At 47.4% G+C, this 25302-nt stretch carries 21 protein-coding genes and 1 other annotated feature; of the genes, 19 read left to right on the forward strand and 2 right to left on the reverse strand.

Going from position 1 to position 25302, the window contains the following annotated elements:
• Nucleotides 1-30 precede the first annotated feature (30 nt).
• Nucleotides 31-381 (reverse strand): hypothetical protein, encoded by a 351-nt coding sequence (locus tag BGM27_RS05905; RefSeq protein WP_020954258.1) that lies wholly within the window; start codon nucleotides 379-381, stop codon nucleotides 31-33.
• A gap of 421 nt (nucleotides 382-802) precedes the next feature.
• Nucleotides 803-1054 (forward strand) — a binding site (T-box leader).
• 119 nt (nucleotides 1055-1173) lie between these two features.
• Between BGM27_RS05905 and ilvB the strand changes: the two genes are divergently transcribed.
• The 13 genes from ilvB to yihA all read left to right on the forward strand — a co-directional run bounded on the left by ilvB (nucleotide 1174) and on the right by yihA (nucleotide 18271).
• The gene (gene ilvB, locus BGM27_RS05910) at nucleotides 1174-2898 is read left to right on the forward strand and encodes an acetolactate synthase large subunit (protein ID WP_007408140.1); all 1725 of its coding nucleotides are present in this window, start codon (nucleotides 1174-1176) and stop codon (nucleotides 2896-2898) included.
• Nucleotides 2895-3413: an acetolactate synthase small subunit gene (gene ilvN / locus BGM27_RS05915; protein ID WP_007408141.1), complete on the forward strand. Its 519-nt coding sequence runs from the start codon at nucleotides 2895-2897 to the stop codon at nucleotides 3411-3413. Before ilvB ends, ilvN begins: the two co-directional genes overlap by 4 nt.
• A 22-nt stretch (nucleotides 3414-3435) precedes the next feature.
• Nucleotides 3436-4464: a ketol-acid reductoisomerase gene (ilvC, locus tag BGM27_RS05920; protein WP_007408142.1), complete on the forward strand. Its 1029-nt coding sequence runs from the start codon at nucleotides 3436-3438 to the stop codon at nucleotides 4462-4464.
• The gene (locus tag BGM27_RS05925) at nucleotides 4451-6007 is read left to right on the forward strand and encodes a 2-isopropylmalate synthase (protein ID WP_007408143.1); all 1557 of its coding nucleotides are present in this window, start codon (nucleotides 4451-4453) and stop codon (nucleotides 6005-6007) included. Before ilvC ends, BGM27_RS05925 begins: the two co-directional genes overlap by 14 nt.
• Nucleotides 6008-6027: 20 nt before the next feature.
• Nucleotides 6028-7125 (forward strand): 3-isopropylmalate dehydrogenase, encoded by a 1098-nt coding sequence (leuB, locus tag BGM27_RS05930; protein ID WP_007408144.1) that lies wholly within the window; start codon nucleotides 6028-6030, stop codon nucleotides 7123-7125.
• A 49-nt stretch (nucleotides 7126-7174) separates the two neighbouring features.
• A complete protein-coding gene (gene leuC, locus BGM27_RS05935) occupies nucleotides 7175-8593 on the forward strand; it encodes a 3-isopropylmalate dehydratase large subunit (protein WP_007408145.1) in 1419 nt (472 codons plus the stop codon).
• A gap of 15 nt (nucleotides 8594-8608) precedes the next feature.
• The gene (leuD, locus tag BGM27_RS05940) at nucleotides 8609-9208 is read left to right on the forward strand and encodes a 3-isopropylmalate dehydratase small subunit (protein WP_007408146.1); all 600 of its coding nucleotides are present in this window, start codon (nucleotides 8609-8611) and stop codon (nucleotides 9206-9208) included.
• A gap of 117 nt (nucleotides 9209-9325) precedes the next feature.
• Complete coding sequence (gene ddcA, locus BGM27_RS05945) at nucleotides 9326-10330, forward strand: DNA damage checkpoint antagonist DdcA (RefSeq protein WP_007408147.1); 1005 nt, start codon at nucleotides 9326-9328, stop codon at nucleotides 10328-10330.
• Between the two features lie 215 nt (nucleotides 10331-10545).
• Nucleotides 10546-11820, forward strand: coding sequence for a trigger factor (gene tig / locus BGM27_RS05950; protein ID WP_007408148.1), 1275 nt, complete (start codon nucleotides 10546-10548; stop codon nucleotides 11818-11820).
• Between the two features lie 271 nt (nucleotides 11821-12091).
• Nucleotides 12092-13354, forward strand: a complete 1263-nt coding sequence (clpX, locus tag BGM27_RS05955) for an ATP-dependent protease ATP-binding subunit ClpX (RefSeq protein WP_007408149.1) — start codon at nucleotides 12092-12094, stop codon at nucleotides 13352-13354.
• Between the two features lie 150 nt (nucleotides 13355-13504).
• Nucleotides 13505-15163 (forward strand): ATP-dependent protease LonB, encoded by a 1659-nt coding sequence (gene lonB, locus BGM27_RS05960; RefSeq protein ID WP_012118116.1) that lies wholly within the window; start codon nucleotides 13505-13507, stop codon nucleotides 15161-15163.
• Nucleotides 15164-15362: 199 nt separating this feature from the next.
• Nucleotides 15363-17687 (forward strand): endopeptidase La, encoded by a 2325-nt coding sequence (lon, locus tag BGM27_RS05965; protein WP_007408151.1) that lies wholly within the window; start codon nucleotides 15363-15365, stop codon nucleotides 17685-17687.
• Nucleotides 17684-18271 (forward strand): ribosome biogenesis GTP-binding protein YihA/YsxC, encoded by a 588-nt coding sequence (gene yihA, locus BGM27_RS05970; RefSeq protein WP_003152626.1) that lies wholly within the window; start codon nucleotides 17684-17686, stop codon nucleotides 18269-18271. The genes lon and yihA overlap by 4 nt, the downstream gene beginning before the upstream one ends.
• 32 nt (nucleotides 18272-18303) lie before the next feature.
• Here yihA and BGM27_RS05975 read toward each other — a convergent pair whose 3' ends face one another.
• The gene (locus tag BGM27_RS05975; RefSeq protein ID WP_007408152.1) at nucleotides 18304-18795 is read right to left on the reverse strand and encodes a hypothetical protein; all 492 of its coding nucleotides are present in this window, start codon (nucleotides 18793-18795) and stop codon (nucleotides 18304-18306) included.
• A 194-nt stretch (nucleotides 18796-18989) separates the two neighbouring features.
• Here BGM27_RS05975 and hemA point away from each other — a divergent pair, with 194 nt between their 5' ends.
• From hemA to hemL, 6 genes are read left to right on the forward strand one after another with little or no spacing between them, the layout of a single operon-like run.
• The gene (gene hemA / locus BGM27_RS05980; protein WP_007408153.1) at nucleotides 18990-20357 is read left to right on the forward strand and encodes a glutamyl-tRNA reductase; all 1368 of its coding nucleotides are present in this window, start codon (nucleotides 18990-18992) and stop codon (nucleotides 20355-20357) included.
• A 7-nt stretch (nucleotides 20358-20364) separates the two neighbouring features.
• Nucleotides 20365-21195 (forward strand): cytochrome c biogenesis protein, encoded by an 831-nt coding sequence (locus BGM27_RS05985; protein WP_007408154.1) that lies wholly within the window; start codon nucleotides 20365-20367, stop codon nucleotides 21193-21195.
• Between the two features lie 34 nt (nucleotides 21196-21229).
• A complete protein-coding gene (gene hemC / locus BGM27_RS05990) occupies nucleotides 21230-22171 on the forward strand; it encodes a hydroxymethylbilane synthase (RefSeq protein ID WP_007408155.1) in 942 nt (313 codons plus the stop codon).
• Nucleotides 22161-22940, forward strand: coding sequence for a uroporphyrinogen-III synthase (locus tag BGM27_RS05995; protein WP_007408156.1), 780 nt, complete (start codon nucleotides 22161-22163; stop codon nucleotides 22938-22940). The genes hemC and BGM27_RS05995 overlap by 11 nt, the downstream gene beginning before the upstream one ends.
• Nucleotides 22941-22945: 5 nt before the next feature.
• A complete protein-coding gene (hemB, locus tag BGM27_RS06000; protein WP_015240312.1) occupies nucleotides 22946-23920 on the forward strand; it encodes a porphobilinogen synthase in 975 nt (324 codons plus the stop codon).
• 28 nt (nucleotides 23921-23948) lie between these two features.
• Nucleotides 23949-25238, forward strand: coding sequence for a glutamate-1-semialdehyde 2,1-aminomutase (gene hemL, locus BGM27_RS06005; RefSeq protein ID WP_007408158.1), 1290 nt, complete (start codon nucleotides 23949-23951; stop codon nucleotides 25236-25238).
• The last annotated feature ends 64 nt before the right edge of the window (nucleotides 25239-25302 follow it).

Genomic DNA, 25302 nt, shown 5'->3' on the forward strand with positions numbered 1-25302 from the left:
GAAACCGGCCGTGGGAGGCCGGTTTTTGTATCATCTGAATCCGCTCGGAGCGCTGAAGCCCCCGGCATGGCCGCTGAAACCGCCCCCGAGCGCGCCGGGATGGGCCCCTGCGCCGAGGCTTCCGCCGACGTCACTGAAGGTTTGGCCGTAGTACCCGGATGTATAAGGGTACGGAACGAATTGCTGTCCGGCGAATGACAGCGTGCTTTGCGGGGTCTGCTGTCCGTATCCGGATGACGGGAATCCCTGCTGAAAAGAAGGGCCGCCTTGATATGGAGCTGTATGCATCGGGGCCGGGGGATAATAAGACTGCGGCGGTAAGACCGGTAAAGGCGGAAATCCAGGAGGCAGGCCCTGCATGCCTGATAACATCTTATTCATGACATCACTCATTTCTTACGAGATAAGAACAGTGTATGCGTATGTCTGTAGAAAGAGCCTGTTCAATCGAACGGAATATCTGACAAGCATGCCGGAAGGACAGAGAAAAATCGTGTAATAAAATGTGACATATTCGTATATGAACGGAAAAATTTCATGTAATCTTGAGAGATTAATAAAAAATGATAAAAACTTTTAATATTTACAGATCCCTTTGTACCAGTAATGAAAGCGTATACAAAGTAGATTGATTAATCTAAATTGTCTAATAATTATAAAAATGCTGTTGACACTGTCTGCAAACGGGCGTAATATGAGTTCAAACAAAAATAAATAAATGATTCACGCTAAAAAGAAAAATCATAAAACACTGAAAAAACAAACAAGTGAAGGTTCTTTTTTAATAAAAGAGCTGCCATAATAAAAAGCGCAGAAGAGGATAAGTAGCTTTGCTGAAGTTTTTCACAGAGAGCCGGTAACGCTGAGAGCCGGTAAAACAAATCAAAGTGAACTCCCCTCAGAGTGCCGGTCTGAAATGTAAAGAGTAGGACTCGGCCGAGTGAACACAATGTTTACTCGTTATCAAAACGGATAATCATTATCCATGAGACGGTCTGCATATGACCGTAAACAAGGGTGGTACCGCGGAAAGCAAAGCCTTTTCGCCCCTTTTGGCTATCGCATGAAATGCTTGGCTGAATGTGGGTGGGAAGGCTTTTTTATTTGCGTCAGCCGGCGCTGCGTTTTATGAATTGGATTTTAGAAGGGAACATTGAAAAGGAGGAACTGAAAATGGGCACAAATGTACAGGCGGATTCTTTGTCTGCCGAATGTACAAAAACAATGAACGGGGCTCTGATGCTGATTGAATCATTAAAGAAAGAAAATGTCGAGATGATCTTCGGCTATCCGGGGGGAGCTGTCCTTCCGATTTACGATAAACTGTATCAATCAGGATTGGTTCACATCCTGCCCCGCCACGAGCAAGGCGCGATTCATGCGGCAGAAGGGTATGCGAGAGTCTCCGGAAAGCCGGGGGTTGTGATTGCTACTTCCGGACCCGGAGCGACAAATTTAGTTACCGGTCTTGCGGATGCGATGATAGATTCATTGCCGCTCGTAGTGTTTACCGGTCAGGTGGCCACTTCGGTCATCGGCAGCGACGCTTTCCAGGAAGCCGACATTTTAGGAATTACGATGCCGATTACGAAACACAGCTACCAAGTCCGCCGTCCGGAAGATCTCCCCCGTGTGATTAAAGAGGCGTTCCATATCGCCACGACGGGAAGACCGGGCCCGGTATTAATTGATATACCGAAGGATGTCGCAGCATTTGAAGGAGAGTTCAGATATGATCACGAGATCAGCCTTCCGGGTTATCAGCCTGTAAAAGAGCCTAACTATCTGCAGATCCGAAAGCTCGTGGAAGCTGTCAGCAGTGCGAAAAAGCCGGTTATTTTAGCCGGAGCGGGTGTTTTGCACGGTAAAGCTTCAGAAGATTTAAAAAATTATGTCGAACAGCAGCAAATTCCGGTAGCGCACACGCTTCTCGGTCTGGGCGGTTTCCCGGCAGACCATCCTCTTTTTCTGGGAATGGCGGGGATGCACGGCACATACACAGCGAATATGGCGCTTTACCACTGTGACTTGTTGATCAGCATCGGAGCGCGGTTCGATGATCGCGTGACCGGAAATCTGAAGCATTTTGCAAAGTCGGCCAAAGTGGCGCATATCGATATTGATCCTGCTGAAATCGGAAAAATTATCGAAACGCAGATTCCGGTGGTCGGCGACAGTAAAATCGTCCTTCAGGAATTATTGAAGCAAAACGGAAAACAGGGACAGACAGAGGAATGGAAACAGCAGCTTTCAGAATGGAAAGAAGAATATCCGCTTTGGTATACAGACAACAGAGAAGAGGGCTTGAAACCCCAAAAGCTGATTGAGTATATTCACCAATTCACAAACGGTGAGGCGATTGTGGCGACGGATGTCGGCCAGCACCAGATGTGGGCGGCTCAGTTTTATCCTTTCCGAAAGGCTGATAAGTGGGTGACCTCGGGGGGACTCGGCACAATGGGCTTCGGCCTTCCGGCGGCTATCGGAGCGCAGCTGGCCGATCGTAACGCCACGGTCGTTGCCATCCTCGGAGACGGCGGTTTTCAGATGACCCTTCAGGAATTAGATGTCATCCGACAGCTGAATCTTCCCGTCAAAGTGGTTATCTTGAACAACGAATGTCTGGGCATGGTCAGACAGTGGCAGGAAATCTTCTATGAAGAGCGCTATTCTGAATCCAAATTCTCGGCGCAGCCTGACTTTGTCAAATTGTCAGAAGCCTACGGCATTAAAGGCGTCCGGATTTCATCGGAGGAAGAGGCGGAAGAAGAGCTTAAAAAGGTGCTTTCATCAAAAGAACCGGCCGTTATTGACGTCCGGGTCGCCAAAAGCGAGAAAGTATTCCCGATGATTGCGCCGGGTAAAGGACTTCATGAAATGGTGGGGGTGAAACCTTGAAACGCATTATCACATTAACGGTGGTCAACCGCTCGGGAGTATTAAACCGGATCACCGGCCTGTTTACAAAAAGACACTATAATATCGAAAGCATCACTGTAGGCCACACGGAAACAAGCGGTGTTTCAAGGATTACATTTGTCGTCCATGTGGAAGGCGAAAATGACGTAGAGCAGCTGACAAAGCAGCTTAACAAACAAATTGACGTCCTGAAAGTGACGGATATTACAAACCAATCGATTGTACAGCGTGAGCTGGCATTAATCAAAGTTGTTTCCGCACCGTCGGCCAGAACGGAAATCAATGGAATCATTGAGCCGTTCAGAGCTTCCGTCGTTGATGTCTCAAGAGACAGCATCGTCGTTCAGGTTACCGGCGAATCTAATAAAATCGAAGCGCTCATAGAGCTTCTCAAACCTTACGGCATTAAAGAAATCGCGAGAACGGGCACAACGGCTTTTGCGAGGGGAACCCAGCAGAAGACGTCATCCAATAAAACAATTTCAATTGTATAACACAAAAAAGGGAGAGATTAAAATGGTAAAAGTATATTATAACGGTGATATCAAAGAGAACGTATTGGCAGGTAAAAAAGTAGCGATTATCGGTTACGGTTCACAAGGTCACGCACATGCGCTGAACTTAAAAGAAAGCGGAATTGATGTCATTGTCGGCGTCAGACAAGGAAAATCATTTACACAGGCCCAAGAAGACGGTCATCAAGTCTTTTCGGTAAGAGAAGCGGCTGCCCAGGCTGATATCATTATGGTTCTTCTTCCGGATGAACAGCAGCAAAAAGTATATGAAGCTGAAATCAAAGATGAATTGACGGCGGGCAAGTCATTGGTATTCGCACACGGATTTAACGTCCATTTCCATCAGATCGTGCCTCCTGCTGATGTGGATGTATTCCTTGTCGCCCCTAAAGGACCGGGACACCTTGTCAGAAGAACATATGAACAAGGCGCGGGCGTACCGGCATTGTTTGCCATCTACCAGGATGTATCAGGCGAAGCGAAAGATACGGCTCTTGCTTATGCAAAAGGAATCGGCGGAGCGCGTGCGGGCGTTCTTGAAACAACATTTAAGGAAGAAACGGAAACGGATTTGTTCGGTGAGCAGGCTGTTCTGTGCGGAGGTTTAACGGCGCTTGTCAAAGCGGGTTTTGAAACGCTGACAGAAGCCGGCTACCAGCCTGAACTCGCATACTTCGAGTGTCTGCACGAACTGAAGTTGATCGTAGACTTGATGTATGAAGAAGGATTGGCGGGCATGAGATACTCTATCTCCGATACGGCTCAATGGGGAGATTTTGTCTCAGGGCCGCGCGTAGTCGATGCAAAGGTAAAAGAATCGATGAAACAAGTATTAACAGATATTCAAAACGGTACATTCGCGAAAGAATGGATCGTGGAAAACCAAGTGAACCGTCCTCGCTTCAATGCGATCAATGCAAGTGAAAACGAGCATCAGATTGAAAAGGTCGGCAGACAGCTTCGTGAAATGATGCCGTTTGTCAAACAAGGCAAAAAGAAGGAAGCGGTGGTCTCCGTTGCGCAAAATTAATGTTTTCGACACGACCCTTCGTGACGGTGAACAATCCCCCGGGGTCAACCTCAATTCCCGGGAGAAACTGGCGATAGCCAAGCAGCTTGAAAGACTCGGGGTGGATATTATTGAAGCGGGATTTCCCGCTTCATCCCGAGGTGATTTTTTAGCCGTGCAGGAAATCGCAAGAACGATTAAAAATTGTTCGGTAACAGGGCTTGCCCGATCTGTCAAAGGTGACATCGACGCAGCCTGGGAAGCGCTGAAAGACGGGGCCAGCCCGCGGATTCACATCTTTATCGCCACCTCTGACATTCATCTGAAGCATAAGCTGAAAATGACGCGGGAAGAGGTTAAGGAAAAAGCGGTTGAAATGGTGAAGTATGCAAAAGAACGCTTTCCGATCGTTCAATGGTCAGCAGAAGACGCATGCCGCACCGAACTTCCGTTTCTGGCTGAAATCGTTGAAGAAGTGATTGATGCCGGCGCGAGCGTCATCAACCTGCCGGACACTGTAGGTTACCTGACGCCGGCTGAATACGGAAACATCTTTAAATATATGAAGGAACACGTTCCGAATATCAGCCGGGTAAAGCTATCAGCCCATTGCCACGATGATCTCGGAATGGCGGTTGCCAACTCACTTTCGGCAATTGAGAACGGCGCTGATCAAATTGAATGCGCCATTAACGGCATAGGAGAAAGAGCCGGGAACGCCGCGCTAGAGGAAATCGCCGTTGCGCTTCATGTCAGAAATGACGCGCATCAAGCCGATTCATCTCTCAATCTTCATGAATTGAAGCGGACGAGTGATCTTGTCAGCAAACTGACGGGTATGGCAGTTCCCCGCAACAAAGCAATCGTCGGAGATAACGCTTTCGCACATGAGTCCGGCATTCACCAAGACGGTTTCCTGAAAGAAAAATCAACATATGAAATCATTTCACCGGAACTTGTCGGCGTGACTGCTGATGCACTTGTACTCGGAAAGCATTCCGGGCGCCACGCGTTCAAAGACCGCCTGAATACGCTTGGATTCCAGTTTGATAGTGATGAAATCAATAAATATTTTACGATGTTTAAAGAACTGACCGCAAAGAAAAAAGAAATCACTGATGATGACTTGATTTCTCTTATTTTAGAAGAAAAAGTGACAGACAAAAAAATCGGCTATGAATTTTTGTCTCTGCAAGTGCATTACGGGACGTCTCAGGTGCCGACTGCAACAGTCTCTTTAAAAAATCAGGAAAACGAACAGCTGATGCAAGAGGCGGCAACGGGGGCGGGCAGCGTAGAAGCCGTTTATAATACGCTCGGGCGCTGCATCGATAAAAATATTGAACTGACAGACTACCGCATCCAATCCAACCGGAAAGGCGAAGACGCGCTGGCTCAAGTTTTTGTCAGAGTGACCGTGAACGGAAAAGAAACATCAGGGCGGGGAATCGCGCAGGATGTTCTGGAAGCTTCTGCTAAAGCTTATCTGAACGCCGTGAACCGGCAATTGGTGCTGGATTGCAATATAGACGGATTAAAGAGACAGACTGCGGTCGGCTCGTAATAGAAAGGAGAACGTTTGATTTGAAAAAACGCATTGCTTTGCTTCCCGGTGACGGAATCGGACCGGAAGTGGCGGAATCAGCGGCAGATGTATTGAAAAGCGTTGCCGAACAATTCGGACATGAATTTGAATTTGAAAACGGACTGATCGGGGGAGCGGCCATTGACGCCCATCAAAACTCCCTTCCTGAGGAGACGGTGGCTCTTTGTGAAAGATCCGACGCCATCCTGCTCGGGGCAGTCGGCGGGCCGAAATGGGACCAAAATCCTCCGGAGCTCAGACCGGAAAAAGGCCTGCTCGGCATCAGAAAAAAACTCGGCCTGTTTGCCAATCTGCGTCCCGTGACCGTATTTGAAAGCTTGTCTGAGGCGTCTCCGCTGAAAAAAGAATATATCAGCGGCGTCGACTTTGTAATCGTCAGGGAACTGACGGGCGGCCTCTACTTTGGAGAACCGAGCAGACAGTATGTCAATGAAGCGGGAGAAAAGGAAGCGGTCGATACCCTTTTTTATAAGAAAGAAGAAATCGCACGCGTTGTAAGAGAAGCTTTTAAGATGGCTGCCGGCAGAAAAGGAAAAGTGACGTCCGTTGATAAGGCGAATGTGCTTTCTTCAAGCAGGCTTTGGCGGGAAACAGCGGATGAAATCGCAAAAGAATTTCCTGATGTGACGCTTGAACATATGCTTGTCGATAATGCCGCGATGCAGCTCATCTACGCTCCGAGCCAGTTTGACGTCATCGTAACTGAGAATATGTTCGGCGATATTTTAAGCGATGAAGCCTCCATGCTGACAGGCTCGCTCGGCATGCTGCCGTCAGCCAGCTTATCAAGTTCAGGTCTTCACTTGTTTGAACCCGTGCATGGATCTGCGCCTGACATCGCCGGTAAAGGGATGGCCAATCCGTTTGCGGCGATTTTATCAGCGGCGATGCTTTTGAGAACATCTTTCGGGCTTGAAAACGAAGCGCAGGCGGTGGAAAAAGCGGTCGCAAAGGTGCTTGCAGATGGCAGCCGTACACGTGATATCGCCCGGGACGGCCAATATGCCGGAACGCATGACATTACTGAAAAAGTAAAAGCCGCATTAGCCGGCTCGAATACAAAATCTATAGTGTGACGCTTTAAAGAAAGCGGTCTTAGTTCATAGGTAGAGGGAGGAAACAAAGATGATGCCTCGAACAATCATCGAAAAGATTTGGGATCGGCATGTTGTAAAAAGCGGTGAAGGAAAACCCGACCTTCTCTATATTGATCTGCACCTAATTCATGAGGTGACGTCTCCTCAGGCGTTTGAAGGGTTAAGGCAGAAGGGAAGAAAGGTCAGACGGCCGCAGAACACATTCGCGACGATGGACCACAATATTCCGACCGTCAACCGTTTTGACATTAAAGATGAAGTCGCAAAGCGCCAAGTAACCGCGCTTGAACGGAATTGCGAGGAGTTCGGCGTCCGTCTTGCGGATCTACACAGCGCAGACCAGGGAATCGTTCACGTAGTCGGGCCTGAGCTTGGTCTGACACTACCGGGGAAAACGATCGTTTGCGGAGACAGCCATACATCGACTCACGGCGCGTTCGGAGCGCTTGCCTTCGGTATCGGCACAAGTGAGGTGGAACATGTTCTTTCCACTCAGACATTGTGGCAGCAGCGGCCGAAAACGCTTGAAATCCGCGTTGACGGAACGCTCCAAAAAGGAGTGACCGCGAAGGATGTCATCTTGTCGGTCATCGGAAAATACGGGGTGAAATTCGGTACCGGATATGTCATTGAATACACCGGGGAAGTATTCAGAAACATGTCTATGGACGAACGCATGACCGTCTGCAATATGTCAATAGAAGCGGGAGCACGGGCGGGACTGATCGCTCCTGATGACACGACGATTGAATATTGTAAAAACCGTAAATACGCGCCAAAAGGCGAGGAATTTGAAAAAGCCGCCGCAGAATGGAAAGCGTTAAAAACCGATCCGGGCGCCGTATACGATCATTCCATCGTGTTAGACGGCAGCGAGATTTCTCCAATGGTAACATGGGGCGTCAATCCCGGCATGGTTCTTCCGGTCGATGCCCAAATACCGGCGCCGGAAACGATTGATTCTGAAGACGGTAAAAAAGAAGCCATCCGCGCATACGAATACATGGGAATCTCACCGAATCAAAAAATTGAAGATATTAAAGTCGAGCATGTGTTTATCGGCTCCTGTACAAATTCGCGGATGACCGATCTTCGCCAGGCTGCGGATATGATCAAAGGCCGAAAAGTCGCCGACAGCGTCAGAGCCATTGTGGTGCCGGGTTCTCAAAGCGTGAAACAGCAGGCCGAAGAAGAAGGGCTGCACCGCGTGTTTCTCGAGGCCGGATTTGAATGGAGAGAATCAGGCTGCAGCATGTGCCTCAGTATGAACAATGATGTTGTGCCTGAAGGGGAACGATGCGCTTCCACTTCCAACCGCAACTTCGAAGGCAGACAGGGAAAAGGCGCGAGAACACACCTTGTCAGTCCGGCGATGGCGGCAATGGCAGCCATTCACGGGCATTTCGTCGATGTAAGAAAGTTTTATCAAGAAAAAACAGTTGTGTAAGGAGTGCGCGAAAAGATGGAACCTTTAAAAACGCATACGGGAAAAGCGGCCGTCTTAAACCGGATCAACGTCGATACGGACCAGATTATTCCGAAACAGTTTTTGAAAAGAATTGAAAGAACCGGATACGGCAGATTCGCGTTTTTTGATTGGAGATACCTTGAGAACGGTGAGCCTGATCCTGAATTTGAGTTAAACCGCAAAGTCTATGAAGGCGCGTCCATATTAATTGCCGGAGAGAATTTCGGCTGCGGGTCATCCCGTGAGCACGCTCCTTGGGCGCTGGATGATTACGGCTTCAAAATCATCATTGCTCCGTCATTTGCCGATATTTTTCATCAAAACTGTTTTAAAAACGGTATGCTTCCCATCCGTATGCCGTATGATCAGTGGAAAAAACTCGCCGGTCAATATGAAAATCAGTCTCTTAACATGACGGTTGATTTGGAAAACCAGCTCATTCACGACAGTGAAGGCAAAGAGATTTCATTTGAAGTCGATCCTCACTGGAAGGAAATGCTGATAAACGGCTATGATGAAATTTCATTAACGCTTCTGCTGGAGGACGACATTCAGCAGTTTGAATCGAAAAGAAGTTCATGGCTTCAAGCCTGAAAAAAGCCGCCCGGCATCTGTCCGGCGGCTTTTTTTACCGTGCGCACCATCCTTTCTTGTGTTTCCTGACGCGTGTTGATACACTTGAACAAAATAGCGCCTGAAAGGAAATAAAGTATGACGCATGACAAGAAAAAAGCTGATATCATTCCTTTCCCCCGTCTGAAAGAACGCTTGGTTGATAAAGGGATGGCCGCCATGAAGGATAAACAGTATCAGGAGGCCCTCGAACTGTTTTCAGAGGCGGTAAGCCACGGCGATACCGAGTCCGACGTGCATTTAGGCATGGCGATTTGTTTTCTGGAACTCGGGGAATTGGAAGAAGCAAAACAAGTTTGCGAGAAAATGCTGAATGAAGGGTACGGCCATTATTTCACCGTACTGCAGGTGTACATGACCATTTTAATTCAGCTGAAACAATATGAAGAAGTCAAAAGCACAATTGAAGCTGTGCTGGAAGAAAACCAGCTGCCCGCAGAAAGTGCGGAGCAATTCTACCGGCTGCTCGAATTCAGCCGCAAAATGACCGATCCCGACCAGCAGGATGAAGCGTGGGAGGAGGAATACGAGGACATTCTTGATGCGGAAAAAGTGCTGAACAGCCCCGCTGAACAAATGAATCTGATTCATTCTCTCAAAGACCGCAATATTGCAAAATACACGGGTCTCTTAAAAACGATTCTTCAAGATCCGGGCGCTCATCCTCTTATCAAGACGATGATTTTGACGCTGATGGCGGACCATGACTACAGCAAGCCGGTCCATATTACAAAATTCGGCGATTCAATGACCGCGGTTCCGAGTGAAACGGTTCAGCCTGATGCGGCTCCGGTTTTGCATCGCGTTCTCCGGGTGCTTGATGAAACGCTCGGCAATGAAAACCCTACATTATACGCTGCCGTCGAGGAGCTGTGGAGAAGGCATCTGTACGTCCTGCACCCTTTTATGCCGAAGTTTTTGAACGCAGATTTATGGGCGGCGGCGCTTCATAAGGTCGGTTACGAGATGCACGGCATTGACATTGAGCCGGAGGAACTTCACATGATGTACGAGTTTGACAGCCGCGAACTTGAAGAAGCCTGCACGATGATTAAGGATATTGAAGAAATTTCTTATTTGTAAATCACACCATATAGTTGAAAGCGGTAGGCGTTATGTTATAATATAGTGGTTGTATTTATGTATAGCGGTTTAACTGAAATGAGAATTACGGTTGGACAGGCTGCCAGTTCATTACATAATGATTCTGATTCAAGCGGTTTTTTCTTTGACAAAGCCGCGGATTGCTTTAGAATGGAAGACCGACACAACCTGAATAGATTTTTGGAGGGAAACACATGTCTGTAAAATGGGAAAAACAAGAAGGCAACGAAGGCGTATTAACGGTTGAAGTTGACGCGGATACGTTCAAAACAGCTCTTGATGATGCATTTAAAAAAGTAGTAAAACAGGTTTCTATTCCTGGATTCCGCAAAGGGAAAGTTCCCCGCGGTTTATTCGAACAGCGTTTCGGCGTTGAAGCTCTTTACCAGGATGCTTTAGATATTTTACTTCCTGTAGAATACCCTAAAGCGGTTGAAGAAGCCGGCATCGAACCTGTAGACCGCCCTGAAATCGATGTTGAAAAAATCGAAAAAGGCGAAAGCTTGATTTTCACTGCAAAAGTGACTGTAAAACCGGAAGTGAAACTTGGCGACTACAAAGGCTTAGGAATCGAAAAAGATGACACTGCCGTTACTGACGAAGATGTACAAAACGAACTTAAAGCTCTTCAAGAGCGTCAGGCTGAGCTTGTCGTGAAAGAAGAAGGCGCTGTTGAAAACGGCGATACAGTCGTTCTTGACTTCGAAGGTTTCGTTGACGGCGAAGCGTTTGAAGGCGGAAAAGCTGAGAACTACTCACTTGAAGTAGGATCAGGTTCATTCATCCCGGGCTTCGAAGAGCAGTTAACAGGCCTTGAAGCAGGCGCTGAAAAGGATGTTGAAGTAACATTCCCTGAAGAGTACCACGCTGAAGAGCTTGCCGGAAAACCAGCTGTTTTCAAAGTGAAAATTCATGAAATCAAAGCGAAAGAGCTTCCTGAGCTTGACGACGAATTCGCAAAAGACATTGACGAAGAAGTTGAAACGCTTGCTGAATTAACTGAGAAAACAAAAAAACGCCTTGAAGAAGCAAAAGAAAACGAAGCTGACGCTAAATTGCGTGAAGAGCTTGTTCTGAAAGCATCTGAAAACGCTGAAGCTGATGTTCCTCAAGCGATGATCGACACTGAGCTTGACCGCATGCTGAAAGAATTCGAACAGCGTCTGCAAATGCAAGGCATGAACCTTGAGCTTTACACTCAATTCTCAGGCCAAGATGAAAACGCGTTAAAAGAGCAAATGAAAGAAGATGCCGCAAAACGCGTAAAATCAAACCTGACTCTTGAAGCGATCGCTCAAGCTGAAAACCTTGAAGTAACGGACGAAGAAGTTGAAGCTGAGCTGACTAAAATGGCTGAAGCTTACAACATGCCGGTTGAAAACATTAAGCAGGCAATCGGTTCAACTGACGCGATGAAAGAAGATTTAAAAGTTCGAAAAGCAATTGATTTTCTTGTAGAAAACCGTTAATATGGTTCATAATAATAGACATAATAAAACAGGGCGCGATTAATTCGTGCCTTGTTTTGTACAATTATGATATAACTCTTTTTCTTGGGGCAAGATAGTCATTGCCGGGCTGTTTTTCGTCATACATATAGAATGTGCAAGTGCGAAACACATTGTTACCGTCTTACTGGAAAGTATGGTAAAATGCAATACATACTCGATCGTAGCAAGAACCGTTTTCTTTTGCCCTTCAGGTAAAAGAAAAAGTGAGACAAGATTAAGGGGTGAAAGAATGTTTAAATTCAACGAGGAAAAAGGACAATTGAAATGCTCGTTCTGCGGAAAAACGCAAGATCAGGTTCGTAAGCTGGTTGCAGGACCGGGTGTATATATATGCGACGAATGTATTGAGCTCTGTACAGAAATCGTAGAGGAAGAGCTTGGTACGGAAGAAGAAGTCGAATTTAAAGACGTTCCGAAGCCGCAGGAAATCCGTGAGATTCTGAATGAATATGTCATCGGACAGGATCAGGCGAAGAAATCACTTGCGGTTGCGGTATACAACCATTACAAACGCATCAACTCCAACAGTAAAGTGGATGATGTCGAGCTTTCTAAAAGTAATATTTCTTTAATCGGACCGACTGGAAGCGGGAAAACACTTCTTGCCCAGACGCTTGCGCGTATTCTGAACGTGCCGTTTGCGATCGCGGACGCTACATCTCTGACTGAAGCCGGATATGTCGGTGAGGACGTGGAAAACATCCTCCTCAAGCTGATTCAGGCAGCAGATTATGATGTGGAAAAAGCAGAAAAAGGCATTATTTATATCGATGAAATCGATAAAGTAGCGCGAAAATCTGAAAACCCGTCCATTACACGCGACGTATCAGGCGAAGGCGTTCAGCAGGCGCTGCTGAAAATTCTTGAAGGAACGGTTGCAAGCGTGCCGCCTCAAGGAGGACGCAAACATCCTCATCAGGAATTCATCCAGATCGATACGACGAACATCCTGTTCATTTGCGGCGGTGCATTTGACGGCATCGAACAAATCATCAAACGCCGTCTCGGACAAAAAGTCATCGGCTTCGGCTCTGATAATAAAGCGGCAGACCTGGAAAAAGAAGAACTGCTTTCTAAAGTTCTTCCGGAAGACTTGCTCCGTTTCGGTCTGATTCCTGAATTCATCGGCCGTCTTCCTGTCATTGCAAGCCTTGAGCAGCTTGACGAAACGGCACTGGTTGAAATTCTGACTAAACCGAAAAACGCACTCGTCAAACAATACAAGAAAATGTTAGAACTTGATGATGTCGAGCTTGAATTTGAAGACGAGGCATTATCTGAAATTGCGAAAAAAGCGATCGAGCGTAAAACAGGCGCACGCGGCCTGCGTTCTATCATTGAAGGCATCATGCTTGACGTCATGTTTGATCTGCCGTCCCGCGATGATATTGAAAAATGTGTCATTACCGGAGCGACAGTCGCAGACGGTGAAGCACCGCGTCTTGTATTAAAAGACGGCACAGTTGTCGGCCAAGATAAAACATCAGCATAACATGACAAAACCTCCTGACCCGAATTGATCAGGAGGTTTTTTTTCTTGTCCTGACCCTTCTGAAAATGTTTATTCCGGGCTTTGCTGGGAGATACTAGCGGACAGAGGAATGAATTGGATACATAAATCGTTTTTTCAGGAGGGACCAGCATGAGTTGGACAGGGATCGCATTATTTGTACAGCTGTTTTTCGGAATAGTCATCGGATTATATTTTTGGAATCTGCTCAAAAACCAGCGTACACAAAAAGTGACGATAGATAAAGAATCAAAAAAAGAAATGGAACAGCTGCGCAAAATGCGCGCCATCAGTTTATCAGAACCTTTATCAGAAAAGGTGCGGCCGAAAAGCTTTCAGGACATTGTCGGCCAGGAAGACGGAATTAAAGCGTTAAAAGCAGCGCTTTGCGGACCGAACCCGCAGCACGTCATTATTTACGGTCCTCCGGGAGTTGGTAAAACGGCTGCGGCGCGGCTGGTATTGGAAGAAGCGAAAAAACATAAACAGTCACCGTTTCAAAAGCAGGCTGTTTTTGTTGAACTTGATGCGACGACCGCGCGGTTTGATGAACGGGGGATTGCCGATCCGCTTATCGGTTCAGTGCATGATCCGATTTATCAGGGAGCGGGAGCGATGGGCCAGGCAGGCATTCCGCAGCCGAAACAGGGGGCTGTGACCCATGCTCACGGCGGGGTATTGTTTATTGATGAAATCGGCGAGCTTCATCCGATTCAGATGAATAAAATGCTGAAGGTGCTTGAAGATCGAAAAGTATTTTTAGACAGTGCGTATTACAGTGAAGAAAATACGCAAATACCGAATCACATTCATGATATTTTTCAAAATGGGCTTCCGGCAGATTTCCGTTTGATCGGAGCGACAACGAGAATGCCGAATGAAATTCCGCCGGCCATCCGTTCGCGCTGTCTTGAAGTATTTTTCCGCGAGCTGGAAAAGGATGAACTTAAAATCGTTGCGAAAAAAGCAGCCGACAAAATTCAGAAAGAGATTTCTGACGAAGCTCTCAGTGTGCTGACCACATATACGAGAAACGGACGTGAAGCCGTCAATATGATCCAGATCGCCGCCGGCATGGCGGTGACTGAGGACAGAAAAGAAATTACGACAGAAGATATAGAATGGGTTGTTCATTCCAGTCAGCTTACACCTAAAAATGAGCAGAAAATCGCCGATGAACCGCAAGTCGGCATCGTGAACGGACTTGCCGTCTACGGGCCGAACAGCGGCGCATTGCTGGAAATCGAAGTGAATGTCACACCTGCGCAGGACAAAGGAAGCCTGAATATCACGGGAATTGCAGAGGAAGAAAGTATCGGCAGCCAATCGAAGTCGATCCGCCGCAAAAGCATGGCAAAGGGATCTGTGGAAAATGTTCTGACGGTTCTGCGCACAATGGGCATCAAACCTTCAGACTATGACATTCACGTGAATTTTCCGGGCGGAGGCCCGATTGACGGACCTTCAGCAGGTATCGCGATGGCCGCGGGGATTTTTTCCGCGATTCACCGCATCCCGATCGACCATACGGTGGCGATGACGGGAGAAATCAGCCTGACGGGGCTTGTCAAACCGATCGGCGGCGTCATTCCGAAAATTAAAGCCGCAAAACAGGCCGGAGCAAAAACGGTCATTATCCCATATGAAAATCAGCAGTCCATTCTGAAACGAATAGACGGAATCACCATTAAAGCGGTAAAAACGTTCCAGGAAGTGCTGGACGTCATATTGGTTGACCCTCCTTCAGAACAAAAACCGTTTGATATCCAAATGAATAAAGAATCCGTATAAACCCCATTTTTATAATGGGGTTTTTTTATGGAGGACATCTTTTCCTTTTTCAGAACAGAAAGAAAGGGTATACTACGAAGAGACTGTTTTATATACAGGGCAGGCGGATAAGCCGATTAAAGCCCGATCCCGGAATTGTACAACGATGAAAAAGTTGTATTATAATGGTTCATACTAAAGTCACGGAGGTGTCAGTCACATGGCAGAAGATACAAAACGCAGCATCCCGCTCCTCCCTTTAAGAGGCTTATTGGTATACCCGACAATGGTTTTACATTTAGATGTAGGCCGTGACAAGTCGGTTCAGGCTCTTGAACAGGCAATGATGCATGATCATATGATTTTTTTAGCCACTCAGCAGGATATTTCGATAGACGAACCGGGTGAAGAGGATATTTTCGCCGTCGGCACTTATACAAAAATTAAACAGATGCTGAAGCTGCCCAACGGTACGATCAGAGTGCTCGTAGAAGGAATTAAGCGGGCGCAGATCCTTGAATACACCGAGCTCGAAGATTATACTTCGGTCGATATACAGCTGATGCAAGAGGATGATTCAAAAGACGTGGAAGACGAAGCGCTTATGCGGACGCTGCTGGACCATTTTGACCAGTACATAAAAATTTCTAAAAAAATCTCCGCAGAAACGTATGCGGCTGTGACTGATATTGAAGAGCCCGGCAGAATGGCGGATATCGTCGCTTCTCATCTCCCGCTGAAATTAAAGGACAAGCAGGACATTTTAGAAACGGCGGATATTAAAGAACGTCTGAATAAGGTCATCCGTTCCATTCATAATGAAAAAGAAGTGCTGGAGATTGAGAAAAAAATCGGTCAGCGCGTCAAACGTTCGATGGAACGCACTCAAAAGGAATACTACTTGCGTGAACAGATGAAAGCCATTCAGAAGGAGCTTGGCGACAAAGAAGGAAAAACCGGCGAAGTTCAGTCGCTCACGGAAAAGATAGAAGAAGCAGGCATGCCCGAGCGTGTCAAAGAAACGGCGCTTAAGGAATTAAGCCGTTACGAAAAAGTGCCGTCAAGCTCAGCGGAAAGCTCTGTTATCCGCAACTATATTGACTGGCTCATCGCCCTTCCGTGGTCGGATGAAACAGAAGATAAACTTGATATTAAAAAAGCCGGGGAAATCTTAGATAAAGAGCACCACGGCTTAGAGAAAGTGAAAGAGCGGATTTTGGAGTATTTGGCCGTGAAACAGCTGACGAAAACGCTGAAAGGGCCGATTCTTTGTCTGGCCGGACCTCCGGGAGTCGGTAAAACATCTCTTGCAAAATCAATCAGTACGAGCATGGGGCGCCGTTTTGTGAGAATTTCACTGGGCGGAGTGCGCGATGAGTCTGAAATCCGCGGGCACCGGCGTACATACGTCGGAGCGATGCCGGGCCGTATTATACAGGGGATGAAAAAAGCCGGCAAACAAAATCCGGTCTTTCTCCTGGATGAGATCGACAAAATGTCGTCTGATTTCAGAGGCGATCCTTCTTCGGCGATGCTTGAGGTGCTGGATCCGGAACAAAACAGCACATTCAGCGACCACTATATTGAAGAGACGTTCGATTTATCGAAAGTGCTGTTTATCGCGACTGCGAATAACCTTGCTTCCATACCGGGACCTCTCAGAGACAGAATGGAGATTATCAGCCTGTCAGGCTACACTGAAAACGAAAAGCTGGAGATCGTGAAGGACCACCTGCTTCCGAAACAAATCAAAGAGCACGGGCTCACAAAGAGCAACCTGCAGATTCGGGACCAGGCGATTACGGACATCATCCGCTACTACACGAGGGAAGCCGGCGTGAGAACGCTTGAACGCCAGATTGCCGCCATTTGCCGAAAGGCTGCAAAAGCCATTGTGTCTGAGGAGAGAAAACGCATTACCGTTACAGAGAAAAATCTGGCCGACTATCTCGGAAAACGGATATTCAGATACGGACAGGCGGAAACCGAAGATCAAATCGGGGTTGTCACGGGGCTTGCGTATACGACGGTCGGCGGAGATACGCTGTCAATCGAAGTGTCATTGTCACCGGGAAAAGGAAAGCTGATTCTGACCGGGAAGCTTGGAGATGTCATGCGGGAATCAGCGCAGGCCGCTTTCAGTTATGTCCGCTCGAAAGCGGAACAGTTCGGAATCGATCCGAAATTCCATGAGAAGTATGACATTCATATCCATGTCCCTGAAGGAGCGGTGCCGAAAGACGGCCCTTCTGCCGGAATTACGATGGCCACGGCGCTCGTTTCAGCATTAACGGACCGTGCGGTAAAACGCGAAGTCGGTATGACGGGAGAAATTACGCTGCGGGGCCGCGTGCTTCCGATCGGCGGACTGAAAGAAAAGGCGCTCGGCGCGCACAGAGCGGGCCTGACCACTATTATTGCGCCTAAAGATAACGAAAAAGATATAGAGGATATTCCAGAAAGCGTCAGAGAAGGACTGAAGTTTATATTCGTTTCTCACCTGGATGACGTTTTGGAACATGCCTTAGTAGGAGAGAAGAAATGAAAGTCACAAAGTCAGAAATCGTGATCAGCGCGGTCAAACCCGAACAGTACCCTGATGGGGGGCTTCCGGAAATCGCGCTGGCGGGAAGATCAAATGTAGGAAAGTCATCTTTTATCAATTCATTAATCAATCGGAAAAACTTGGCCAGAACGTCATCAAAACCGGGGAAAACACAGACCTTAAACTTTTACATCATCAATGATGAATTGCATTTTGTCGACGTTCCCGGGTACGGATTTGCGAAAGTTTCCAAAAGCGAGCGGGAAGCATGGGGGAGAATGATTGAAACCTATATGACGACCCGCGAAGAGCTGAAAGCCTGCGTGCAGATTGTCGACCTCAGGCACGCGCCGTCTGCTGAAGACGTGAACATGTATGAATTCCTGAAGTATTACGGCATTCCCGTCATCGTTATCGCGACAAAAGCGGATAAGATTCCAAAAGGAAAATGGGACAAGCACTTAAAGGTTGTCAAACAGACGCTTGATATGGATCCTGAAGACGAGCTGATTTTATTTTCCTCTGAAACGAAAAAAGGCAAAGATGAAGCATGGGGAGCCATTAAAAAAATGATCAGCCGGTAATGAAAAACCCAAAACGCAGTGCGTTTTGGGTTTTATCGTATAGTTTTGTTCCGCTTGATAAACAATAATAAAAGGCTGATTCCGATGAAAACATACGGCCAGTATGTTTTGAAGTGTTCCGTCGGAATATGGACGGACTCCAGCCACGCCGTAATTTGTTTAAAGAAGTATAAAAAGAGGGAAAAACCAATCATGGCAACCGCTTCGTATACATATTCTTTTCTGGCTGCCGCAAATAAGGAGAATCCGAAGACGAAGAGAATCATTTCAAAATCTCCCGGCCACCATGAGAGCTCAGGTTTGGTGAAAAAGTGTAAACCTATGCCGAAAAGAAGCATGCCGATCAGGACGTGAGGCCCGGCCGCTTCCTTTTTGCCCTGATACAAGAGCGCAGCGCCCAAAAGCATAAGGAGCACCGGCCATTCCCCCTGATTCGCAAACAGGTGAACCTGTCCGCTCTGAAGCCATGCGAATAATGAAGCGGCAAGCAGAAGTCCCGGTAATAAAATTGATGTTTTTTTCATCCTGTCACCTACCCGCAGTAAAGGATTTTTAGTATGATGATTACAGTGGAAACGAGCTTTTTATACTATAGCATAACATTTTTGAAATCTGTTCACATTTTCCCGAAGAAACTATGTTATAATTATTATAAATAATAAATTCTATGTTAGAATGATTATAAATAAATTGCGATGTACGGGGGTGCATGAAAGCGATGCATATTCTTGTTGTGGGAGTAGATTATAAATCCGCCCCTATTGAAATACGCGAAAAAATAAGTTTTCAGCCGGATGAGCTTGCAGAAGCGATGCTCCGTTTAAAAGGAGAAAAAAGTGTTCTTGAAAACATTATCGTGTCAACCTGCAACCGCACCGAAATATATGCGGTGGTCGACCAGCTTCATACCGGCCGTTATTATATAAAGACATTTTTATCCGAATGGTTCTCGCTGCCGAAAGAAGAGCTGTCTCCGTTTCTGAAATTTTATGAGAGCGACGCGGCGATCGAGCATTTATTCCGTGTGGCATGCGGCTTGGATTCCATGGTCATCGGAGAAACGCAAATACTCGGCCAGGTCCGCTCGAGCTTTAAAACGGCGCAGGCCGAAAAGACGATCGGCACCATTTTCAATGAGCTGTTTAAACAGGCGGTGACCGTCGGCAAACGCACGCATGCTGAAACCGATATCGGCGCCAATGCCGTTTCCGTCAGTTACGCCGCCGTTGAACTCGCGAAAAAAATCTTCGGCTCATTGTCAAATAAGCACATTTTGATTCTCGGTGCGGGAAAAATGGGCGAGCTTGCCGCAGAAAACCTGCACGGTCAGGGCATCGGCAAAGTAACGGTCATCAACAGAACGTTTTTGAAGGCAAAAGCGCTTGCTGACCGTTTCTCCGGAGAAGCGCGCAGCTTAAACCAGCTTGAACATGCACTTGCTGAAGCTGATATTTTAATCAGTTCGACAGGCGCAAGTGATTTCGTCGTGTCTAAAGAAATGATGGAGAGAGCGGGCAGACAGCGGAAAGGCCGTCCGTTATTTATGGTGGATATCGCTGTGCCGCGAGACCTCGATCCGGCGCTGAACGATCTTGAAGGTGTTTTTCTGTACGATATTGATGACCTTGAAGGAATCGTTGAAGCCAACTTACAAGAACGCCGTGAAACCGCTGAAAAAGTCGAGCTGTTTATTGAAGCGGCAATTGTTGAGTTTAAGCAGTGGCTTAATACGCTCGGCGTTGTGCCGGTCATTTCGGCGCTGCGTGAAAAGGCGCTGTCCATCCAGTCCGATACGATGCAGAGCATTGAGCGCAAGCTGCCTCATCTGACGGTAAGAGAGAAAAAACTTCTCAGCAAACATACGAAAAGCATCATTAACCAAATGCTGCGCGACCCGATTCTGAAAGCGAAAGAGCTTGCGGCTGAAGCGGATTCAGATGAAAAGCTGAAGCTGTTTATGCAGATATTCGATATTGAGGAAGAGGCCGGCCGCCAGCTGGACAAAAGCCTGGGTAACCGCCAGACGGTTCATTCGTTTCAAAAGGCAGAAGCAAAAACGGGCTTACGTCCGCTTGTAAGTGAGTGAGGGCTGTATGATTGATACAGCAATGGCAAGACTTAATGAAGCGACAATTGTTATTTATGCAGTAAGCGTCCTTTTTTACTTTATAGATTTTCTTCAACACAACCGGAAGGCTGGGAAAATGGCCTTCTGGTTGCTTTCTATTGTCTGGACTCTGCAAACCGTCTATCTTTCTTATTTCATGTGGCAGACGGGCAGATTTCCGGTCTTGAATATTACAGAGGCCCTTTACTTTTATGCGTGGGTGCTTGTCACGCTCTCACTTGTGGTCACGCAGATTCTGCGCGTTGATTTTATCGTGTTTTTCACGAATGTCATCGGTTTCTCGATGATTGCGATCCATACGTTTTCACCGACGGATCAGCATTCGGCCGCTTTTTCCGGCCAGCTGGTCTCAGAGCTTTTGGTCATTCATATTACAATGGCGATTCTGTCTTACGGCGCTTTTTCCCTTTCTTTTGTCTTTTCGCTTCTTTATCAGTTTCAATATTCTTTATTAAAGAAGAAAAAGTGGGGAAAATGGCTGTTGAGAATTGAAGATTTGTCAAAACTTGATTATATGGCTTACGTTTTAAATGTCATCGGGGTTCCGATGCTGCTGTTGAGCCTGATATTAGGCGTGATCTGGGCGTATGTGTCGCTGGAAACGCTGTACTGGTTTGATTCAAAAGTGCTCGGTTCGTTTATTGTGCTGCTTTTATACAGCTACTATTTATATATCAGAATGATTAAGGAACTGCAGGGAAAAGTGGCGGCGTTATGGAATTCAGCATGTTTTCTCGTGCTGATGATTAATTACTTCCTGCTCGGAAGCCTGTCGCAATTCCATTGGTTCAGTTAACGCACGCGCCCAAACAGATTCGGGAGGAAAGAAAATGAGAACGATTAAGGTAGGTTCCAGACGGAGCAAACTGGCTATGACCCAGACAAAATGGGTGATTAACAAACTGAAGGAATTGAACCCTTCCTATAACTTTGAAATCCGGGAGATTGTCACAAAAGGCGACCGCATCCTTGATGTTACACTGTCAAAAGTGGGCGGCAAAGGTTTGTTTGTCAAAGAGATTGAACAGGCGCTGCTGCATCAGGAGATTGATATGGCGGTTCACAGCATGAAAGACATGCCCGCCGTTTTGCCTGAGGGTCTTGTCATAGGCTGCATACCGAAACGTGAGGATCCGCGTGATGCGCTGATTTCAAAGGGGCATCAAAAGCTGGACGACATAAAAGAAGGAGGCATCATCGGCACCAGCAGTTTAAGAAGAAGCGCCCAGATTCTTGCTGAACGCCCAGATCTTACAATTAAGTGGATCAGAGGCAATATTGATACGAGACTTCAAAAGCTTGAAACGGAAGATTACGATGCTATTATTTTAGCGGCTGCGGGACTTTCGAGAATGGGCTGGAAAGATGATGTCGTATCTGAATTTCTCGAACCGGACCGCTGTCTGCCTGCGGTCGGCCAAGGCGCTCTTGCCATTGAATGCAGAGAGTCGGATGAGGAGCTTTTGAAGCTGTTTGCGCAATTTACCGATGAGTATACGCAGCGCACGGTGGCAGCCGAACGGGCTTTCTTACACGCGATGGAAGGCGGCTGCCAAGTGCCGATAGCCGGGTATGCGTCCGTCAATGACCGGGATGAGGTTGAATTGGTCGGTCTTGTCGCGTCTCCGGACGGAAAGACGATTTATAAAGAAACAGCGGCGGGACATGATCCGGAAGAAATCGGAAAACGCTGTGCGGCGATGATGTCTGAAAAAGGAGCCAAAGCACTAATCGACAGCGTGAAACAGGAGCTCGATCAGGATGGCAAATGACCTTCCTTTACAAGGAAAGACCGTGCTTGTCACTCGGAACAAAAGACAGGCCGCACCGTTCCGAAAAAAAGTGGAGGCGCTCGGCGGAACGGCTGTTTCCGCTTCGCTGATCGCTTTTCAGGAAGCGCTCCCGGATGAATGTGCGGACAGTCTGCGGGAAGACCTTTCTGAGCCGGGCTGGCTTGTGTTTACAAGCGTAAACGGTGTCCGGTTCTTTTTTTCCTATCTTGATCGTCACGGTCTTGCGCTTTCGGGACGGAAAAAAATCGCAGCCGTCGGTGAAAAGACTGCGCGCGCCCTGAAAGAGCGGGGAGCCCGGACGGATGCGATGCCTGACGAGTATGTGGCGGAATGTCTGGCTGATACTTTAAAACGGCACGCATCAGCTGCCGAACCCATTTCAGTGATAAAGGGCAATTTATCACGCGATGTCATAAAAGCGGAGCTTGAGCCGCTTGGCTATCAAATAAGGGAATGGGTGTTATACAATACCATTCAGGATGAAAAAGGCATGGACGAGCTGAGACGGGCTGCATCCCGCTCTCATTTTGATTTTATTACGTTTACCAGCTCATCGGCGGTGCATACGTTTATGCACGCGGTCGGAGACGGAGAAAAAGCGTGGGAAAACAGCGGTGCGAGCTATATCAGCATCGGCCCTTTGACAGAGAAAGCGCTCTTGGAATACGGGATCTCATCCCATGTGCCTGAGACTTATACGATTGAAGGCATGCTGGACGTCATGTGCAGCATGTCGGGAAAGGATTGATAATGATGAATCAAACATTTAACAGACACCGCCGTTTGCGCGCGAACGCTGCGATGAGAGATTTAGTAAAAGAAACACGTCTTCACCCCTCAGATTTTATTTACCCGTTATTTGTCGTTGAAGGACTCGAAGGAAAAAAAGAAGTTCCTTCCATGCCGGGGGTTTATCATGTATCACTCGATTTGTTAAAGGATGAAATGGCTGAGCTGATATCGCTCGGCATTAAGTCGGTCATCGTTTTCGGCGTGCCGGAAGAAAAAGACGCCTGCGGAACCCAGGCTTTTCACGATCACGGCATTGTGCAGAAAGGGATTGCTGAAATTAAAAAGCATTATCCTGAAATGATCGTAATCGCTGATACGTGTCTCTGTGAATACACGGATCACGGCCATTGCGGGGTCGTGAAAGACGGAGAAATCCTCAATGACGAGTCGCTTGAACTGCTGGCTCAGACAGCCGTCAGCCAGGCCAAAGCCGGCGCTGACATCATCGCTCCTTCAAATATGATGGACGGTTTTGTCACAGTGATCAGGGAAGCGCTCGACAAAGAAGGATTCACGAATATTCCGATCATGTCTTATGCCGTAAAATATTCAAGTGAATTTTACGGTCCGTTCCGCGACGCGGCTGACAGCACGCCGCAGTTCGGAGACCGAAAAACATATCAGATGGATCCGGCCAACCGCTTGGAAGCGCTCCGTGAGGCTGAATCAGACGCGGCAGAAGGCGCTGACTTTTTAATCGTCAAACCGTCTATGTCATACTTAGATATTATGCGTGATGTGAAAAACCGCCATCACCTGCCGCTGGTCGCATATAATGTGAGCGGGGAGTATTCCATGGTGAAAGCGGCAGCCCAAAACGGCTGGATTAAAGAAAAAGAAATGGTGCTGGAAATTTTAACGAGCATGAAACGTGCAGGAGCCGATCTGATTATGACGTATCATGCAAAAGACGCAGCAAAATGGCTTGCTGAGTAACGATTTCATTTGACGGGAGCTGAGGCAGATGAGAAGCTATGAAAAATCAAAAGCCGCTTTTAAAGAAGCGCAGAAACTGATGCCGGGCGGAGTGAACAGCCCGGTGCGCGCGTTTAAATCAGTCGATATGGATCCGATTTTTATGCAGCGCGGAAAAGGATCGAAAATATTTGATATTGACGGCAATGAATATATCGACTACGTCCTGAGCTGGGGGCCGCTCATTTTGGGTCACACGAACGACCGGGTCGTTGAAAGCCTGAAAAAAGTAGCCGAGAACGGGACAAGTTTCGGAGCATCTACTGAGGTGGAAAACGAACTGGCCAAATTGGTCATTGACCGTGTGCCGTCTGTTGAAATCGTACGGATGGTCAGCTCCGGCACAGAGGCGACAATGAGCGCCCTGCGTCTGGCAAGAGGATATACCGGCCGAAACAAAATTTTGAAATTCGAAGGCTGTTACCACGGCCATGGTGATTCACTGCTGATCAAAGCGGGATCCGGGGTGGCGACACTCGGCCTTCCGGACAGCCCGGGCGTGCCGGAAGGAATAGCAATGAATACGATTACCGTTCCATACAACGACTTGGAAAGCGTTGCACTCGCATTTCGGGAGTACGGTGAAGATATTGCCGGGGTCATTGTTGAACCGGTAGCAGGCAATATGGGCGTTGTTCCGCCGCAGGAAGGCTTTTTACAAGGACTTCGCGACATGACGGAACAGTATGGCGCGCTGCTCATTTTTGATGAGGTCATGACCGGTTTTCGCGTGGATTATAACTGTGCGCAAGGGTATTTCGGCGTGACGCCTGACTTAACGTGTCTCGGCAAAGTCATCGGCGGCGGTCTTCCTGTCGGTGCGTATGGCGGAAAAGCTGACATTATGGAACGAATCGCGCCGAGCGGTCCGATCTACCAGGCGGGAACATTGTCAGGAAATCCGCTTGCCATGACAGCGGGACTTGAGACGTTACAGCAGCTCACACCTGAATCTTACCAAGAATTTGTGAAAAAAGGCGATATGCTTGAAGAAGGCATTTCAAAAGCAGCTGAAACACATGGCATTCCGCACACGTTTAACCGGGCGGGTTCAATGATCGGATTCTTTTTCACCAATGAGCCTGTCATTAACTATGAAGCAGCCAAATCATCTGATTTAAAGCTGTTTGCTAAATATTATAAAGGGATGGCTGATGCAGGCGTATTTCTGCCGCCGTCTCAATTTGAAGGATTGTTTCTCTCCACTGCACATACAATGGAGGATATTGAAAAAACCATTCAAGCCGCTGAGAAAGTGTTCCAGGCGATCAGCCGCTGATACAGAAAAGCCGATGCAAGCAAGACTTGTATCGGCTTTTTTCAATGCCTCCATTATCATATTT

Source organism: Bacillus sp. FJAT-27001, from assembly GCF_019039175.1.
In the GTDB taxonomy this organism is placed as follows: domain Bacteria; phylum Bacillota; class Bacilli; order Bacillales; family Bacillaceae; genus Bacillus; species Bacillus velezensis.